General features: G+C 37.7%; 16 protein-coding genes and 1 other annotated feature. Of the genes, 7 read left to right on the forward strand and 9 right to left on the reverse strand.

Features of this window, described 5'->3' with window-relative positions; genetic code table 11:
• Positions 1-48: 48 nt before the first annotated feature.
• Genes hisC through hisG form a run of 3 tightly spaced genes read right to left on the reverse strand, consistent with a single transcriptional unit; the run spans position 49 to position 3,356 of the window.
• Complete coding sequence (hisC, locus tag INT04_RS00090) at positions 49-1,131, reverse strand: histidinol-phosphate transaminase (RefSeq protein ID WP_193014149.1); 1,083 nt, start codon at positions 1,129-1,131, stop codon at positions 49-51.
• A 2-nt stretch (positions 1,132-1,133) separates the two neighbouring features.
• Complete coding sequence (hisD, locus tag INT04_RS00095; protein ID WP_193014150.1) at positions 1,134-2,447, reverse strand: histidinol dehydrogenase; 1,314 nt, start codon at positions 2,445-2,447, stop codon at positions 1,134-1,136.
• 9 nt (positions 2,448-2,456) lie between these two features.
• Positions 2,457-3,356 (reverse strand): ATP phosphoribosyltransferase, encoded by a 900-nt coding sequence (gene hisG / locus INT04_RS00100; RefSeq protein ID WP_193014151.1) that lies wholly within the window; start codon positions 3,354-3,356, stop codon positions 2,457-2,459.
• A 43-nt stretch (positions 3,357-3,399) separates the two neighbouring features.
• Positions 3,400-3,530: a sequence feature (His leader region), on the reverse strand.
• Between the two features lie 356 nt (positions 3,531-3,886).
• Here hisG and INT04_RS00105 point away from each other — a divergent pair.
• Positions 3,887-4,708, forward strand: a complete 822-nt coding sequence (locus INT04_RS00105) for an SDR family oxidoreductase (RefSeq protein ID WP_193014152.1) — start codon at positions 3,887-3,889, stop codon at positions 4,706-4,708.
• On the opposite strand, the gene INT04_RS00110 is transcribed toward INT04_RS00105, so the two are convergent.
• Complete coding sequence (locus INT04_RS00110; RefSeq protein WP_193014153.1) at positions 4,705-5,325, reverse strand: glutathione S-transferase family protein; 621 nt, start codon at positions 5,323-5,325, stop codon at positions 4,705-4,707. The genes INT04_RS00105 and INT04_RS00110 overlap by 4 nt on opposite strands.
• Positions 5,326-5,482: 157 nt before the next feature.
• On the opposite strand from INT04_RS00110, the gene INT04_RS00115 reads away from it, so the two are divergent.
• A complete protein-coding gene (locus tag INT04_RS00115) occupies positions 5,483-6,685 on the forward strand; it encodes a serine hydrolase (protein WP_193014154.1) in 1,203 nt (400 codons plus the stop codon).
• 151 nt (positions 6,686-6,836) lie between these two features.
• On the opposite strand, the gene INT04_RS00120 is transcribed toward INT04_RS00115, so the two are convergent.
• From INT04_RS00120 to ybjG, 4 genes are all read right to left on the reverse strand, one after another.
• A complete protein-coding gene (locus INT04_RS00120; protein WP_193014155.1) occupies positions 6,837-8,507 on the reverse strand; it encodes a formate--tetrahydrofolate ligase in 1,671 nt (556 codons plus the stop codon).
• 341 nt (positions 8,508-8,848) lie between these two features.
• Complete coding sequence (locus INT04_RS00125) at positions 8,849-10,213, reverse strand: L-serine ammonia-lyase (protein WP_193014156.1); 1,365 nt, start codon at positions 10,211-10,213, stop codon at positions 8,849-8,851.
• Between the two features lie 125 nt (positions 10,214-10,338).
• The gene (locus tag INT04_RS00130) at positions 10,339-11,655 is read right to left on the reverse strand and encodes an HAAAP family serine/threonine permease (protein ID WP_193014157.1); all 1,317 of its coding nucleotides are present in this window, start codon (positions 11,653-11,655) and stop codon (positions 10,339-10,341) included.
• 914 nt (positions 11,656-12,569) lie between these two features.
• Positions 12,570-13,181, reverse strand: coding sequence for an undecaprenyl-diphosphate phosphatase (gene ybjG, locus INT04_RS00135; RefSeq protein WP_193014158.1), 612 nt, complete (start codon positions 13,179-13,181; stop codon positions 12,570-12,572).
• Positions 13,182-13,418: 237 nt separating this feature from the next.
• Here ybjG and INT04_RS00140 point away from each other — a divergent pair, with 237 nt between their 5' ends.
• Positions 13,419-13,838: a secondary thiamine-phosphate synthase enzyme YjbQ gene (locus INT04_RS00140; RefSeq protein ID WP_193014159.1), complete on the forward strand. Its 420-nt coding sequence runs from the start codon at positions 13,419-13,421 to the stop codon at positions 13,836-13,838.
• A 258-nt stretch (positions 13,839-14,096) separates the two neighbouring features.
• Here the strand turns inward: INT04_RS00140 and INT04_RS00145 are convergent, their stop codons facing one another.
• Positions 14,097-14,360 carry a GrxA family glutaredoxin gene (locus tag INT04_RS00145; RefSeq protein WP_193014160.1) on the reverse strand — a complete coding sequence of 88 codons (264 nt, stop codon included), beginning with the start codon at positions 14,358-14,360 and terminating at the stop codon, positions 14,097-14,099.
• Between the two features lie 171 nt (positions 14,361-14,531).
• On the opposite strand from INT04_RS00145, the gene INT04_RS00150 reads away from it, so the two are divergent.
• The 4 genes from INT04_RS00150 to INT04_RS00165 all read left to right on the forward strand — a co-directional run bounded on the left by INT04_RS00150 (position 14,532) and on the right by INT04_RS00165 (position 17,990).
• The gene (locus INT04_RS00150) at positions 14,532-14,834 is read left to right on the forward strand and encodes a YbjC family protein (RefSeq protein ID WP_193014161.1); all 303 of its coding nucleotides are present in this window, start codon (positions 14,532-14,534) and stop codon (positions 14,832-14,834) included.
• A 167-nt stretch (positions 14,835-15,001) separates the two neighbouring features.
• Positions 15,002-15,520, forward strand: a complete 519-nt coding sequence (locus INT04_RS00155) for a YbjN domain-containing protein (RefSeq protein ID WP_193014162.1) — start codon at positions 15,002-15,004, stop codon at positions 15,518-15,520.
• Between the two features lie 30 nt (positions 15,521-15,550).
• Entirely contained in the window at positions 15,551-16,684 is a 1,134-nt protein-coding gene (gene rlmC, locus INT04_RS00160; protein WP_193014163.1) for a 23S rRNA (uracil(747)-C(5))-methyltransferase RlmC, read from the forward strand.
• A 106-nt stretch (positions 16,685-16,790) separates the two neighbouring features.
• Complete coding sequence (locus tag INT04_RS00165) at positions 16,791-17,990, forward strand: multidrug effflux MFS transporter (protein WP_193014164.1); 1,200 nt, start codon at positions 16,791-16,793, stop codon at positions 17,988-17,990.
• Positions 17,991-18,068: the final 78 nt, after the last annotated feature.

An 18,068-nucleotide genomic window follows, 5' to 3' on the forward strand; every position in this document is an offset into this window, starting at 1 on the left:
GTTGAGATCCCTCAGTTGCGATTTTTTGTTGTTATCGTTTTTAATGTTTTATACGTTTGCAGTTTGAATATTTTTTATGGCATTAATCACGCTATCACATTCTTCTGCGGTACCGATAGAAATACGCAAACAGCCATTAAGCCCATATTGACGCTGTTGATCGCGTAAAATGATCCCTTGCTCCCATAAAGTACGGAAAACTAGATTGGCATCAGTGAATTTCACTAAAATATAGTTGGTTTCACTGTTATAAACCTGTTCAACATTAGGCAGTTTTTTTAACGAATCAGATAAAATGGCTCTGTTGCGAGAAATTTCTGCTACTCGTTTTTTCATTATCTCAATACCTGCTTCTGTTAACGCTTGCGCAGCAATATCTGCAACAGGTGTCGAAAGCGGGTACGGTGCGATGACTTTTAGTAATAATTCAATAACTGGGGGATTGGCAAGCGTAAATCCACAACGCAGCCCAGCTAAAGCAAATGCTTTCGATAAGGTTCGCAAAATGACTAAATTCGGATACTCTTCAAGCCATGAAATGATCGAGGCTTGTGGGCAGAACTCAATATACGCTTCATCAACTGCAACAATAGCTTTTCCTTTAGCCAGTGCCAATACATCACGAATCAGTGAAGGATTAACAATGTTTCCGGTTGGATTATTAGGGCTACAAAGATAGATGAGTTTTACATTATCAAGCTGTGATGCCATTGTTTTAACATCAGGACTCCAATCAGCAAGGGCAGGAATAACACGTTGTTCTATACCAAAGGTTTCTGCACTAACGCTATACATACCGTAAGTCGGCGGACAATAAAGCACAGCATCTTTACCAGGCTCGCAAAAAGCACGAATAAGCAGTTCAATGGCTTCATCTGCACCACGGCTAACTAAGACTTGATTTGGATTAACACCTGCATATGCGGCATAACGATTAATGACATTAACAGGCTGACACTCAGGGTAACGGTTTAAATTTTTTTCATTAAAAGTAAATTCAGGTGCAACAGGGTATTCATTTGCATTTAACCAAACTGAACCATTACCCCCTAAACGCCTTGCAGACTGATAAGGTGTTAACTCACGTACATTTTTTCGGGCAAGTGTGGTGATATCAAATTCATTTTTCATCGTTATTTTTTCCCCTGAGCCAAAGCATTAACACGAAGTGTGACCGCATTTTTATGAGCCGTTAATTGTTCAGCTTGCGCTAATATTTCAATAGTTTGTGCTAAATCAGATAAACCTTGTGCCGTGAGTTTTTGTACGGTCATACGCTTCATAAAATCGGCTAAACCTAGGCTTGAATAGGTTGATGTATAACCATAAGTTGGTAGAACGTGATTAGTACCAGAAGCATAATCTCCCGCAGATTCAGGTGACCAAGCACCCAGAAATACAGAACCAGCACTGGTAATACTGTCAACACGCGCATCAGCATCATTGGTTTGAATAATTAAGTGTTCAGGGCCATAACTGTTACTGATTTCAATGCATTGATCGAGATCGCGAGTAATAATGACTCGACTTTCAGCTAAAGCTTGTTTGGCAATTTCAGCGCGACTTAATTGAGTAAGTTGTGTTTCCGTTTCAGCAATAACGGCTTTGGCTAATGTTTCATCTGGGGTTAATAATACGACTTGTGAATCAGGGCCATGCTCTGCTTGCGACAGTAAGTCAGCAGCAATAAAGGCCGGATTTGCATCTGCATCAGCAATCACCAAAACTTCTGAAGGGCCTGCTGGCATATCAATAGCTGCACCTTGTAGCGATTGGCTGACTTGACGTTTGGCTTCCGTAACATAAGCATTACCGGGGCCAAAAATTTTATCTACTTTAGGGATAGATTCTGTACCAAACGCCATTGCTGCAATCGCCTGCGCGCCACCCACTTGGAATATTTCATCAATACCAATTTGTTGTGCGATATATAAAATTTCATCAGCAATAGGAGGGGGCGAGCATAGAATAACTTTGCGACAACCTGCAATACGCGCTGGGATACCTAACATCATGACGGTTGAAAGTAAGGGCGCTGATCCCCCTGGGATATAAAGTCCTACCGCATTAATCGGTCGGCTTACTTGCTGGCAAAATACGCCAGGCTGAGTTTCCACTTCGATGGTGTTAGGTATTTGAGCTTCATGAAAACGGCGAATATTATTCATCGCCTGCGCTATTGCCTGTTTTATTTCGTTATTAAGTCTTGCTGTGGCTTCATCAACTTGCGCTTTTGGCACCAATACACTTTCTGGCGCTGTCTTATCGAATTTCTGACTGAGTGCTTTAAGCGCTTTATCCCCGTCATTACGTACCTGTGAAATAATGCCAGCGACTTGTTCTGTAATGGAACCGGATGCCGAAATAGCAGGGCGAGTTAATAGCGCTTGTTGCTGCTCTTGCGTACATTCATTCCAGTAAGTTAATGTATTAAAACCCGTTTTCATTATTTCACCTTATTCCATCATTTTTTCTATTGGTAAAACAAGAATTGAACTTGCACCTAATGCTTTAAGTTTTTCCATTGTTTCCCAGAACAGGGTTTCACTGCTGACCATATGCATAGCAACACGATTTTGATCGCCAGCAAGCGGTAGAATAGTGGGTCTTTCGGCACCGGGGAGCAGTGCAATGACATCTTCAAGACAATCACTAGGTGCGTGTAACATAATGTATTTTGATTCACGAGCTTGGATAACACCTTGAATACGTGTCAGTAAGCGGTCGATAAGAGCTTGCTTATCGGTATCCATTTCACCATCACGTTGAATTAAGCACGCTTTTGAACGATAAATAACTTCGACTTCTTTCAAGCCGTTTGCTTCAAGTGTTGCACCGGTTGAGACTAAGTCACAAATTGAGTCAGCAAGACCCGCACGAGGTGCGACTTCAACTGAGCCATTTAATAGGCATGATTTAAAGGCAATCCCTTTTTGGTCTAAGTAGCGTTTTAATAGATTAGGGTAGGATGTCGCGATACGAGTGTTATTAAGGCACTCTGTACCTTGATAGTTAAAATCGACAGGTGTCGCAAGAGATAAACGGCAACCTCCAAAATCGAGGCGGCGTAATGTTACATAGCTTGGGTTTTCACCTTGTGAACGACGTTTTAATAATTCTTCTTCTAATACATTTTCGCCAATAATCCCTAAATCAACAACACCGTCCATAACTAAACCAGGAATATCGTCATCTCTAACACGTAAAATATCGATTGGCATATTTTCAGCGTAAGCAATTAGGCGCTGTTGGTTTAAGTTAATTTTGATACCACAGCGTGCTAAAAGGGCACGAGACTCGTCACTTAAACGGCCTGATTTTTGCATTGCAATTCTTAATCTTGCTTTATCTAACATAATGTCACCCTATCCTTGTCTTAATTTTTGATTGAAAATTAGCTATAAAAAAACCCCGGAAGTTGCCTTCCGGGGTTTTTGTTATTTGTCTGCATTCAGACCACCGGAAGCGTTTCTTAAACGTCTTCCAGCACTCATCGCCTGAAAGACTAGTCAGGGTGATGGTGATGATGGTGGTTTAGTTGAATGCTATACATGATTATTTTCCTAGCTAATACACTATTCGTTATTTAATAATGCCCGTTACTATTAATTTGTATTTAGTCACACGCATTTGGAATTTGTCTGCCTTTCAACCTACATGATTTGCAAAGTAAAAAGCAACCTATATTTTAATAATAATTTAATTATTTTGTAACCTTTTGTTTTTAATGCTATTTAAATATTTCTCTTATTTACTTAATGCGATAAGTGAGCGAGTATATAGAGGTATAGTAAAAACTGGCAAAATATAAGTAGTATTTATAGGTAATGGCGAAACCTAAATTTTATAGCATACTTTGAATAAGCCATTTAAGTAGGGGAGCAAAATGAAACGAATAACCATCGTTGGATTAGGTTGGTTAGGTTTACCACTTGCCGCTGCATTACGTGATGCAGGCTACCAAGTTAAAGGGACTAAAACCACCGAAGATGGCGTAGAAGCAGCAAGAATGAGTGGCGTTGATTGCTGTTTAGTGAATTTAACACCTGCAATTGAATGTGATAGAGATGATTTTGATTACTTATTGGAAACAGACGTTCTTATTATCACATTACCTCCTAGCGCTGCTGGTGGCGGTTATGATTATGTTGAAGCCATTCAAACGCTAGTGGATAGCGCAATGTCACGCCATGTAACCAGAGTGATTTATATTAGTTCGACTTCAGTATATGGCAATCAAACGGGTAATATCACAGAAGAAATGGATATCAAACCAGAAACACAATCAGCAAAAATGTTAGCTGAAGTTGAAAACTGGTTACATCGTTTACCGTTGACAACCGTTGATATTCTTCGATTGGCCGGGTTAGTGGGTCCCGGTCGTCATGCAGGACGTTTTTTATCAGGGAAAAAACAGGTAAAAGGCGCGCACCAAAGCGTCAATTTAGTGCATTTAGATGATGTCATTTTTGCGGTTGAACAACTGCTTGCGCAGAATGAAGGGGGACATTTATATAATTTATGTGCGCCAATTCATCCTAAAAAGAAAGATTTTTACGCTAGGGTTTCAACTCAGCTTGAACTTATTCCGCCAGAGTTTGCCGATGAAGATAAACCTTTAATTCGTGAAATTGATGGTCAGGAAATTTGTCGGGATCTTGGATTTCATTACCACTATCCAGACCCCGACAAAATGCCGATGAATTAATTAACTGGCAGTAATACGATATCACGGAATATAGATCGCTCACTTAATTGTGCAAACCACCGCTCAATATGAGGAAAGTGAGGTCTATCTTTGCAAACTTCAAGCCATGGATACACCAATGGTGCGATAGCAATATCAGCAAGAGAAAGCATATCACCTGCAAAATAAGGTGTTTTTGCCAGTTGGTTATCTGCAATTTTTATCAGTTTGTTAAGCTTTTCTTTTAATGCTTCAACAAGCTCGGGGTTCTGTTGCTCTTTAGGTGTACGAACAATCATTATCATCATTTGTTGAATGGGTGAAAATAGGCTGCCATTTGACCAATCCATCCATTTTTCTACATTTGCTCGTTGTTTAGGGTCAATTGGATAGAGTGCATTATTCTCATATTTTGAGCATAAATAACGAATAATGGTATTAGACTCCCATAACACAAAGTCATCATCTTGTAATGTTGGGATAGAAGCATTGGGATTCATTGCTAAATAATTTGCTTCATTGAGTCCGCCAAATGGGCCCCCAACATCAATTTGCTCATAAGAAACATTTAACTCTTTTAAGCACCAAAGCACTTTTTTAACGTTAGATGAGTTTTTTCTACCCCAGACTTTTAACATAAAGGTCTCCTAAACCACGATAAGTAATAAAAATTCCCTCTATAGGGCGCTAAACATGAATATAAGATAAATCTCTATATATCAATGTTGGCGTCTTATTCCAGAAAGCCATATAGTAGGAAAGCTTTAACAAATTGATATAAAAGGGTGATCGGTAATGAAAAAAAATATTCCATCTGTTCTGGGTAAGGTTACCGCGGGAATGGGTTTACTGCTAATTATTTCTAGTCCTTCATTTGCGGTAAATAATCCTGTACCTCCTCAAATAGAGGCTAAATCTTATGTGCTAATGGATTACAACAGCGGAAAAATTCTGGCATCAGAAAAACCTGATGAGCGTTTAGATCCCGCCAGTCTGACAAAAATTATGAGTAGCTATGTCGTTGGACAGGCTATTAAAGAAGGGCGCATGTCACCAGACGATATGGTGATTGTTGGACGTAATGCATGGGCAACAGGTAATCCGGTATTGAAAGGATCATCATTGATGTTCTTAAAACCGGGTGATCAAGTGAAAGTGATTGATTTAAATCGTGGTATGGTTATTCAATCGGGCAATGATGCCAGTATTGCATTAGCTGAGCATGTCGCGGGCAGTCAAGAAACCTTTGTTGATTTAATGAACTCTTATGCCAATAATCTTGGTTTAAAAAACACACACTTTAAAACAGTACATGGATTAGATTCTGACGGGCAATATACAACAGCGCAAGATATGGCTTTGCTAACTACAGCGATGATCCGTGATGTTCCAGCCGAATACGAAATTCATAAAGAAAAAGAATTTACATTCAACAATATTCGTCAGCCAAATCGCAATCGGCTATTGTGGAATAAAAATATGAATGTCGATGGTGTAAAGACGGGTCACACTAATGGCGCAGGCTATAACCTCGTTTCTTCGGCTACTGAAGGCGATATGCGTTTAATTGCCGTTGTTTTAGGAACACCATCAGATAAAGTTCGTTTTGCTGAAAGTGAAAAATTATTGGGGTGGGGGTTCCGCTTTTTTGAAACAGTGACACCAGTAAAAGAGAATGCGCCACTCACAACGCAAAAAGTATGGTACGGTGATAAAGGCGAAGTGGCTTTAGGTGTTGCGAATGATGCCTCAATCACTATTCCTAAAGGTGAACTGAAAAATTTGAAAGCATCATTTACTTTAACTAATCCTGTATTAGAAGCACCATTAGCTAAAAATCAGGTGGTGGGTACCGTTAACTTTTTATTAAATGATGAAGTGATTGAACAGCGTCCATTAGTGGTAAAAGAAGCGGTTGAAGAAGGTGGATTCTTTAGTCGTATCTGGGACTTTGTGGCTAAAACAGTATCAGGCTGGTTTAACGCTATTTTTGGTTAAAATTATCAATAATGGTTTTATCAACGCGTTACTGAGTTTTTCACCCATAAAGAAAGACTAACTATCGTTTTTGTATAAAAAATCCGTAATTAGAATGACGATTACGGATTTTTTTATATTTACTGAAATAAAGAGTTATAGACTTTAGAATTTAAATAAGCCCATCAATCTTGCCTCGATTATTAATATCAACCGTAATGGCTGCTGGCGTTTTCGGTAATCCTGGCATAGTGGTAATAGTGCCTGTTAACGCAACAACAAAGCCAGCACCCGCAGATACGTATACTTCACGTACATTTATCGTAAAATCAGTAGGGCGCCCTAATAAAGTTGGATTATCTGAGAGTGAATATTGTGTTTTTGCCATACATACAGGAAAATGGCCAAACCCCATATTTTCTATTTTTTCCAACATATTGCGTGCATCTTGGCTATAAGTCACACCATTTGCTCCATAAATATCTTTTGCAACAATGTCGATTTTTTCACTAAGTGAGGCATTATCAGGGTAAATTAATTGAAATTGGCTTGGTTCATGTTTAAGTGTATCAATAACTTGATTGGCTAACTCAATCCCCCCTTTGCCTCCTTTTTCCCAGACGTGGGTCATCGCGAAGCGACAATCCTTTTCTTGGCAAAATTTGGCAATAAATTGATGTTCTGCAACACTGTCAGTAACATAGGCATTAAGTGAAACAATAACGGGTAAGCCATATTTTTTAAGGTTTTCAATATGTTTTTCGAGATTTACAATGCCTTTTTCCAGCGCAATTAAATCTTCATTATTCCATTCGTTTTTACCTAACCCACCGTTATATTTTAATGCTTTTGTGGTGACAACAATGACGGCACAATCAGGGCGTAACCCACTGATACGACATTTAATATCAAAGAATTTTTCAGCCCCTAAATCAGCACCAAAACCGGCTTCTGTTACTGTAATATCGGCAAGTTGAAGTGCTAATTTTGTTGCTCTAACGCTATTACATCCATGAGCAATATTCGCAAAAGGACCACCATGAATAATGGCGGGTGTATTCTCAAGAGTTTGTACTAAATTAGGGTTAATAGCCTCTTTTAGTAAGCTTGCCATTGCACCTACTGCTTGCAGATCATCGGCTGTGATGGGGTTTCCATTATAAGAATAAGCGACAATAATACGAGCAAGCCTTTGTTTTAAATCGTCAATATCTTCAGCTAAACAAAGGATAGACATAATTTCAGAGGCGACAGTAATTACAAAGTTATCTTCTCTTGTAATACCGTCTTTTTCGCCACCTAATCCCACAACAATATGACGTAGAGCGCGATCGTTCATATCCATACAGCGTTTAAACACAATTTTCTTAGGATCGATATTTAAAGGATTACCTTGATAAATGGAATTATCAAGCATGGCGGCCAGTAAGTTGTTTGCTGATGTAATCGCATGAAAATCGCCCGTAAAATGAAGGTTAAGATCTTCCATTGGAGCAACTTGTGAATAACCACCGCCAGTGGCGCCGCCTTTAATACCAAAACAAGGGCCTAAAGAAGGCTCTCGTAAGGCAATAATGGCATTTTTTCCAATATGATTAAGTGCTTGACCTAGACCAACAGTAACCGTTGTTTTACCTTCACCTGCTGGTGTGGGATTAATCGCCGTAACTAAAACTAATTTTCCCTGTTTTCTTGCTGTGATTTTCGACCAAATACTGTGACTAAATTTAGCTTTGTATTTGCCATAAAACTCGATATCGTCTTGATCAATATTTAAATTTTCTGCAATATCCTGAATAGGTAAGAGGTGTGCTTCTTGGGAGATTTGAATGTCTGATTTCATTTTAGTTCTCTTTTATCCCGTTTTATGATGTCTCTAGTTATCTTTACTTATCAACTGTAGCTAATAATCTAAATATGGCAATAGATTGATTAATTTGTGATTATTCAGCTGTAGACAACGTACGCATTGCAATATCACTTAATTTATTTTTCTCAAGACATATTACCCTTGATCGCACTCCCTTTTTATCAGGCTCTTATTTTAACGAAGAATAGTACTTTAATCTCAGACAAAAGGTAGTATTAAAAGAGAGAGCAAATATCATTTATTTTTCTTACAAAAAAAGGCACTAATATCAGCGCCTTATCGATAATAATTATCTTTATTTGATCCTCTTAAGCTTAGTCACAGGACACTTTTATAGCTAATCCGCCTTGGGAGGTTTCACGATACTTAGAATTAATGTCTTTGCCTGTTTCGTACATGGTTTCGATCACTTTATCCAAACAAATACGAGGGTCACTAACTCGGCGTAAAGCCATGCGAGATGAGTTTACAGCCTGCACTGCAGCAATAGCATTACGTTCAATACAAGGGACTTGTACTTGTCCTGCGACAGGATCACAGGTTAATCCTAAGTTATGTTCCATTGCTATTTCAGCCGCGATACAGACTTGCTCTGGACTACCCCCTAGAAGTTCTGTTAATGCCCCAGCGGCCATTGAGCAAGCAACACCTACTTCACCTTGGCAACCGACTTCAGCACCTGAGATAGATGCATTCATTTTATAAAGTGAACCAATGACACCCGCGACTAAGAAAAAGCGACTGTAAGAGTTTTCATTTACAGGGCGAATGAATTTATCATAGTAAGAAAGTACCGCAGGAATGATGCCACATGCTCCATTTGTTGGTGCTGTCACAACACGCCCACCTGCTGCATTCTCTTCATTAACGGCAAGCGCAAACATGTTGATCCAGTCAACAACAGTCATAGGATCTGTCGTCGTTTTATCTTCAGTTACCAACATACGACGTAAGGCAGAGGCACGACGTGGTACACGCAGTGGTCCTGGTAATAAGCCTTCGGTATTGACACCCCGTTCAATACCCGACTTCATGACATCCCAAACAGCAGCAAAATGGGCGGATATCGCTTCTTTATTTCGTAATGCTAATTCATTTTGCATCACTAATGCTGATAACGAGAGGCCTGTTTCTTTACAATGGCGGCGTAAATCAGCTGCATATTGGTAAGGATAAGGAACTTGAACCGCATTTTCTTCGGGTTGACCAAAATGCTCTTCATCAACAATAAAACCACCACCAATAGAATAATAGGTTTTTTTCAACAGAACTTGTTCACCATTATAAGCGGTGATAGTCATGCCATTTTCATGGAGGGGTAAATTGCTTTTATGGAAATTCATACCACCATCAACGGGAAAATCGACTTCTTTAATGCCATTTGCCAGCATCAAGCGACCTGTGGCTTCCACTTGCTTAATAAATGGAGTGATAGAATCTATATCGACGGTATCTGGTAAATTTCCTGCTAATCCCATAATAATTGCAATATCGGTTGCATGGCCTTTACCTGTTAAAGATAAAGAGCCGTAAACATCAACGATAACGCGGGAAACTGAAGAGAGAAGATTTTTGTCAGCAAGGATATCGACAAATTCTTTACCTGCTTTCATTGGGCCTACAGTGTGTGAGCTTGAAGGACCGATACCAATTTTAAAAATATCAAAGACGCTAACCATAATATTCGCCTCCCTAATTAATTTAAAGGCGTAACTGTGTGATTATTAGAGTGATAAGTGTCAGTTTTGAAGTCTAACGCTGTGATGGCGACTCCTTGTTAAGAAAGCCGCCATCAGACGCCTTATTAGCCCACTAACGAGTTAATTAAGCTATAGAAAACTGCTGAGATTGCGATAAGACCCATGATTACAACGAATACGTTGCTGATATGGCCTTCATATTTCTTCATCGCGGGTACTTTACGGATTGCATACATTGGCATCAGGAACAGTAACATTGCGATAACTGGGCCACCTAATGTTTCAATCATACCTAAGATACTTGGGTTTAACGTTGCAACGATCCACGTTGTCACCAGCATAAACAGGGCAGTGATTTTGTTTAAACGATCTTTCTCGATTGTTTTCCCTTTTTCACGCAGTGATTTGATGATTAAACCGTTGAAACCTTCACGAGCACCTAAGTAGTGACCTAAGAATGATTTTGTAATCGCAACAAAAGCAATGAAAGGTGCAATATAAGCGATAACAGGGGCTTCAAAATGGTTAGCAAGGTAAGACAGAATACTGATGTTTTGCGCTTTTGCTTCTGCTAAATTTTCTGGAGTTAAGCTAAATACACAGCTAAACACGAAGAACATAACAGTGATAACCATCATAATGTGCGCATAAGCTAAAATGCGTGAACATTTTTTTTCTGCGTTTTCACCGTATTCTTCACGTTTTGCAACTGCGAACGCAGAGATGATTGGTGAGTGGTTGAAAGAGAACACCATTACTGGAATTGCTAACCACAGAGTGACTAATAGGCCTTGGCCCATACCTGAGGTTGTTGCATGATCAAAAGAAAGTGTATCAAGGACTGCACTGTTCCACTCTGGAATAAGATACAGAGCCAACACCATCAAGACTGCAACAAACGGGAACACCAGTACGCTCATTGCTTTAACGATAGCTTGTTCACCAAAGCGAATAATCGACATGATACCGATAATCAGTACCAATGATAAAATTGCACGAGGTGGTGCTGCCATGTGCATTTGGTTCACAATAAAGCTTTCTACAGTATTAGTAATAGCAACACTATAAACCAACAAAATAGGATAAATTGCAAAGAAATAGAGCAGAGTGATCAGTTTACCGGCTGTTTTACCAAAGTGTTCTTCAACAACTTCTGTAATATCTTCACCTGGGTTTTTACCTGATAACACAAAGCGACACATACCACGGTGTGCAAAGAAGGTCATTGGAAACGCAAGAATTAACATGATAAACAGGGGAATCAAACCACCAATCCCTGCATTGATAGGTAAAAATAAAACGCCAGCACCAATCGCTGTGCCGTATAAACCTAACATCCATACTGTGTCTGACTTACGCCATGCTTTGTAATCACCTTGGGTGTTACCTGATGCGATAGAACCAGCTTTGGTTGTATCCATAATACTCTCCGAAATAATGCGGTAAATAAAATAATGAATAAAAATAAGTGCGTGATTGTATTTCTTCATAATAGAAATAATCACAGCATAAATTTAATTATGAATAAATGAGTGCATTGAGTACCTGGTGTTATCTCAATATCTTCAATTACCACAAACTAAAAATCTTTAAATTTCAAAAGAATTAAGCTCTTCTAAAATTTGAAAAAATATTCGATAAGTTTATATCCAGACTTAAGAGGTGCAGAATATAGTGTTTTTCAGGATAAACTACCGTGATCACCATCTCAAATGCTAAATATAACTGAAAAACCTAAAAATGTAACATTTTTTATATTTTGTGTTTTTAATGAGGTTTTTAATACATTTTGAAATACTTTTCCATTTTTAATAGTAATAAAAAAGAAAGTTAAATATTAAAATGTTCACATGTTAATGATTAATTTTTGTTTTTTTTATTTCTTATTAAATAAATGATTTAAATCAATTAGGTTATTTTTATTCACAATTAAAACATTGTGATAACATTGTATGTTATTGATATATATTAATTAATTATTTTAATAAGATTGTGTATAAAAGTAGGGAAATGAATATGAAAATATGAGGATATGATTATTTATTAATGACTTTCTTTTATTCTATGAAATGAATATGGCAATATTTCAAGCATAAGTAGAATATTGTTTATTATTACGACAATAAATTTGTTAATAACTGAACATGCTGCATTATTATAAGATGAATATAAAATTTTCATTTTGATTAAAATAACAACACCTATATTTCTTGGACAAATAATATAATAATAGAGAATATTTTTATTTATATATTAATATATAGAATAACGATGTTACTTAAGGTAAATATAAAAAAGACCACAATAAGTGTGGTCTTTTTCGATATTAGAAAGGTTAAGCTTTTGTCCAACCTTTACGAATAAGATAAGCAAAACAGAGTTGATAAAGCTGTTGTACCCATTTTTGGAGTACATTCCCGCCTTTAGACCAAAAAATCTGAGTTAAGCCACAAGAGAGCAGGGCAACAATAAAAGCACCAACCATATCGATGGGCCAATGTACACCAAGATAAATACGTGTCCATGCAATGGCAAGCCCTAACCCTAGCATGATATAGCCAATACGTTTGCTGCTATGCCAAAACAGATACGCCAAGGCAATAGTGAAAACAAACGTACCATGGTTACTTGGAAATGAAGGGGTCGCTTCATGATCAAGAAAATTATAGCCAATATTGGCTGCAAAAGGACGCTCGTGTGGGGCAATTGAACCAATTAACCAAGAAATAGAAAGCGCAATACCTAAGCTAACAGCAGCTTTACATACTAATGTTCTTTGCTGATTAAGATATTTTTCATTACCCCACAGCCAATAGAACACTAAAGACAAAGGAAAGAGATAAACAAGGTACTTAGCAATAATTATCGCCATACCGATTTCGAAAGGAGATGCCGCAGGCGTTGCATTCATCATTGAAAATACGGCTAAATTAAGTTGTTCCAGCAAAGTAGGCTCCATACATGTCGTGCTGATAAGCGATGTTTATGATACATAATACGCAAGTTTTTAAGGGTAAATGAGTGAGTAATAGGGGTAAAGTGTTTTTTTCTTATTTAATTGTGCTTTTTTAAAAGATTTGTCAGTTTTATCTCAAACTGGACAAAAGTATGCTTAAAAAGAGTATTTCACTTATGGTATTACTCTCACATTGTTTTTTTTCTTATCTTCAACGAGGTATAAAAAATGTGGTTCCAAAAAAATATCATACTCAACGCAAGGTCGAGAGGATTTCACTTAATTACACAAGTATTGATTCAAGAATTACCTGAACTAAGACAATACAAAATCGGAATTGCTCATTTTTTTATTCAGCATACATCGGCTTCATTAACGATTAATGAAAATGCAGACTCAACAGTACGAAGCGACTTTGAAAGTTTCTTTAATCGAAATGTAAAAGAGGGAGAAGATTATTATCTTCATACCTATGAAGGCTGTGATGACATGCCCGCACATATAAAAAGTAGCTTGCTTGGACAAAGTGTCACTATTCCTATTAGTCAGGGCGAGCTTAATTTGGGGACTTGGCAAGGAATTTATCTTGGTGAACATCGTAATCATGGTGGGCGTAGACGTATTATTGTGACATTGCAAGGCGAGTGAGGTTGAATTTTAGGCAATAAAAAACCCGACAGTAATTTCACCAAAGGGGTTGAAACTATCGGGCTCCTCAATATTTGGGGACATCAAAGAAAAGCAGTGGCACTAATTCAGACTCTGAGTTAGAAAGAAAGTTCGCTGACTAATGAAAAAAAAGAGAATTTTTTTTTGGAAAGAGGAGAATAAAAAAGAGAATCTGGGGAAAGAAAGAAGGAAAGCGCTAAAACATATTGAAAAATAAGTTGTTTTAGCGCTTTTAAATTAGTTGTAGATGCCTAAATTTTCTTTAGCATAAGCTTCAAAATCTGTGCAACCACCAATGTGTTTCTCATCAATAAAAATTTGCGGCACAGTTTCAACAGGTTTACCGACAGTTTTTGATAAGTCTGCTTTCGTAATTCCTTCGGCCTGAATATCGACATAGCGAAAGTCAAAATCATCACGTTTTTCAGCCAGAGTTTCAGCCAGTTGTTTAGCACGTACACAATATGGGCAACCAGGGCGACCAAAAATTACAACAAACATACGACACTCCTTATTGAGGAAATAAAATTCAGGCATAATAGTCTTTATTAATGGGTACTATGCCCTTTTATTAGGCTAAACAAAAACAGTTATTGCCTTTTAGTGTAATAAATTATACCAATTTGCCGAATAATGAGATAGGACTGCAACGTAGCATTTAGCGGAGAAAATATGGAAAAATCGTCTAAACGGGATATGAAATCACTGTCAGATATGCCAACGCCCATCATTATCATTGAGGTCATTGGGATTATTTTGTTAGTGATTGCTTATTTATATATCAATCAATATATCACTTCCCCGCAATGGCTAGGAACTTATACAGGGCAAGTGACGCTAGTGATACTTGGGGTGATTTGTATGATCCCACCTGCCATTCATATTGTATGGCGTGCGATCTATCGTTTAACCTTCTTAGGTATTGATAATAAAGCCACGGATAATAAAAAGAAAAAAGAGAATAACGAAGAATAGTGTACTGTTTTTTCTCAACAATGGATTAAAGACGAAGAAAATCCAATGTATAAATTGGCTTAATTTTCTTAGTTTCTCCATTTATTAGTGCCTTCAAGATAGAAAAAGTGGCAAAATAGGTTTAATGCCAAAAGGCACTCTTTTTTTAGCGCGTAAAGGTTATTTGAATGAACGCTGTTGTGACTCCCGATCTGGATCAGCTAAAATCTTGGCTTGATGAACTACAGATTGCTTATTATGAATGTGACTCTTGTCAGGCGTTACATTTACCACATCTTCAATATATCAGTGGCATTTTTGATGCCAAAATTGATATTCTTGAAGAGGTACTTGTATTTACCGCTATCGCTGAATTAAAACCTTCAGCAATAGTGCCTTTAATGGCTAATCTTAGCCAAATTAATGCCAGCTCTTTATTTATTAAAACATTTTTAGAAATTAGTGATGACAATTTACCTAAATTAGTTTTTTGCCAGTCATTCCCCGTTGCATCTGGGATCTCACTTAATCAATTCGATCTGTTCTTACAAAAAGCGGAAGAACAATCGGCTGAAGTGGTCAGTGAAATTTTTAATAATGGTTTCTTGTATGGTGAAAAACAAGAAAGTGAAAATGATGAAGACGAAGAGGAAGATGATGTTGAAGTAAGTAGCTCATCAACGGACTCCGCTTATACTGTTCATTAATATTAATCTCCATAACGGTCATAAAATCTTATGCAATGCGCACGATTTAGTGCGGGTGATTGTCATTCTTGTGAATGGCTTTCTCTTGCTTATTCTGAACAAATTAAGAAAAAACAGCACAGCTTATTAGCATTGCTACCTGAAGATTATGCCTTTGATAAATTAGCGCCTGTTGAAAGCCAACAAGCGCAATTTCGTAATAAAGCAAAAATGGTCGTCAGTGGTAGTGTTGAAAAACCAATTTTAGGCTTAAAAACACGAGAGGGCGAGGCGGTCGATCTGTGCGAATGCCCACTTTATTCTGATGCATTTATCCCAATATTCCCGATTTTAAAAACCTTCATCGCGAAAGCAGGATTAGTGCCTTACGATATTGAACGACGCCGTGGTGAGCTTAAGTTTATTTTATTAACAGAAAGCCGAAGCAATAGCACCATGATGTTGCGTTTTGTTTTACGGTCAGAAAAAAAATTAACACAACTACGTAACGTGCTTCCTTGGTTACAAGAGCAATTGCCTCAATTAGTCGTCATTTCTGTGAATATTCAGCCTGTTCATATGGCAATTCTTGAAGGTGAACAAGAAATTATTCTGACCGATAAAACGTTTTTGGATGAATCTTTTAATCAGATCCCATTACATATTCGCCCGAGAGGTTTTTTTCAAACAAATCCAGACGTTGCTTCATCTCTTTATGCCACCGCAGGTTGTTGGGTAAGAGCATTAAATATCACTCATTTATGGGATATGTTTTGTGGTTCAGGCGGATTTGGATTGCATTGTGCAGATAAATCAACAAAATTGACCGGCATTGAAATTAGCCCAGAAGCGATAGAATGTGCACGTTTATCAGCCCATGAATTAGGTTTAGAGCATGTTGAGTTTCAAGCATTAGATTCTACAGGGTATGCATTAGCGAAATCGTCGGTACCTGAATTAGTGCTTGTTAACCCACCAAGACGTGGTATTGGAGAAGCATTGTGTGGTTATTTAAATAAAATGAAACCCCCTTTTATTCTCTATTCCAGTTGTAATGCTCAAACCATGGCAAAAGATATTCAGCAACTTTCTCATTATCGTATAGAGAAAGTGCAACTGTTTGATATGTTTCCTCATACCTCGCACTATGAAGTACTCACATTATTGGTTTTACAAGATAATTAAGATATTTATTACAAAATAGATAATGAATGCTAGTATAAATGAGTATTTAACGCTCGATGGATAACATCGAGCGTTTTCTTTGTTGATTAGATAGGCATTCTATTTTATGCAGAATTTAAAAGCGTTGTTATTAGTCATGGTGTTATTAGGGCCATTAGGAATTGATCTCTACCTACCTACTATTCCTGCTATTGCTCAAGATTTAGGGAGCAGTGAATCTCTTATTCAATCAACTATTGCTTTATTTATTTTAGTGTTAGGCGTAGGGCAACTTATTTCTGGGCCACTGGTAGATAAATATGGTCGCAAACCCATCGCTATTGTCGGTATCCTTATTTATATTTTAGGGTCGATTATTGCGACTATTTCGACAGACTCAACACTTTTTATTATTTCACGATTATTACAAGCGTCAGCGGTGTGTTGTACTTCTGTTGTTGCTTTTACGTGTGTACGTGATTGCTTTAATGGTAATGATGCTGCTCGGGTTTTTGGTTTTTTAAATGGCACTTTAAATATTATTCCTGCATTAGCGCCGCTATTAGGTGGCTTATTAGCAGAATATTGGGGGTGGCGTGCGCCGTTTAGCTTTTTAATTTTCTATTCAATCCTTGTTTTAATACTGATCACCCGTTTTTTACCAGAAACAAAACCTGAAAGCACAACGCAATTACAACAAAGTTTAGGTAAAACATACCTTGAGATTTTATGCAGTAAACGCTTCTTAACATTTGCTTTAGTCAATGCTGGCACAATGGGTATGGCATTAACTTATGTTTCATTTTCGCCTATTGTATTAATGAATGACGCAGGATTATCACCATTAATATTTTCTATTGTTTTTGGTGTTAATGGCTTTTGGATAATGTTTGTCAGTTTTTATGCGAACCGTATTATTCATCGCGTGGGGAGACCTATTTGTCTTATCTTAGGCGGTGGACTCATGGGATTGGGTTGTATAAGTTTATTGTTAAGCTTATTGTTTATTCCTGCTGAAACACAAAGCCATTGGCTTATTTATATGCTTCCTGTGGCAAGTGCGTGCGCGGGGTTAGCCTTTATCATGGGACCAGCAACAAGTTATGCACTTGAACCTTATTCACACACTGCCGGTATTGCCTCAGCATTGGTCGGGTTCATTCAAATGGCAGGTGGCGCTACTTTGGGATTAACGGCACTAGCATCACCCGTACAACCTAAATTAGCGTTAGCCATTGTGATGCTAATCGGTGGTCTATTAGCATGGAATGCGTATAGAGTAAGCCATAAAGAAGCATTAATCGAAAAAAACATAACCAAAAAATAAATTAATTGTTTTGTCATAAGTGAATAAAAAAACACCCCAAAGTGAAAACGGTTGGGGTGTTTTTAAATCTATAACTTT

The organism is Proteus sp. FME41, from assembly GCF_014897315.1.
In the GTDB taxonomy this organism is placed as follows: domain Bacteria; phylum Pseudomonadota; class Gammaproteobacteria; order Enterobacterales; family Enterobacteriaceae; genus Proteus.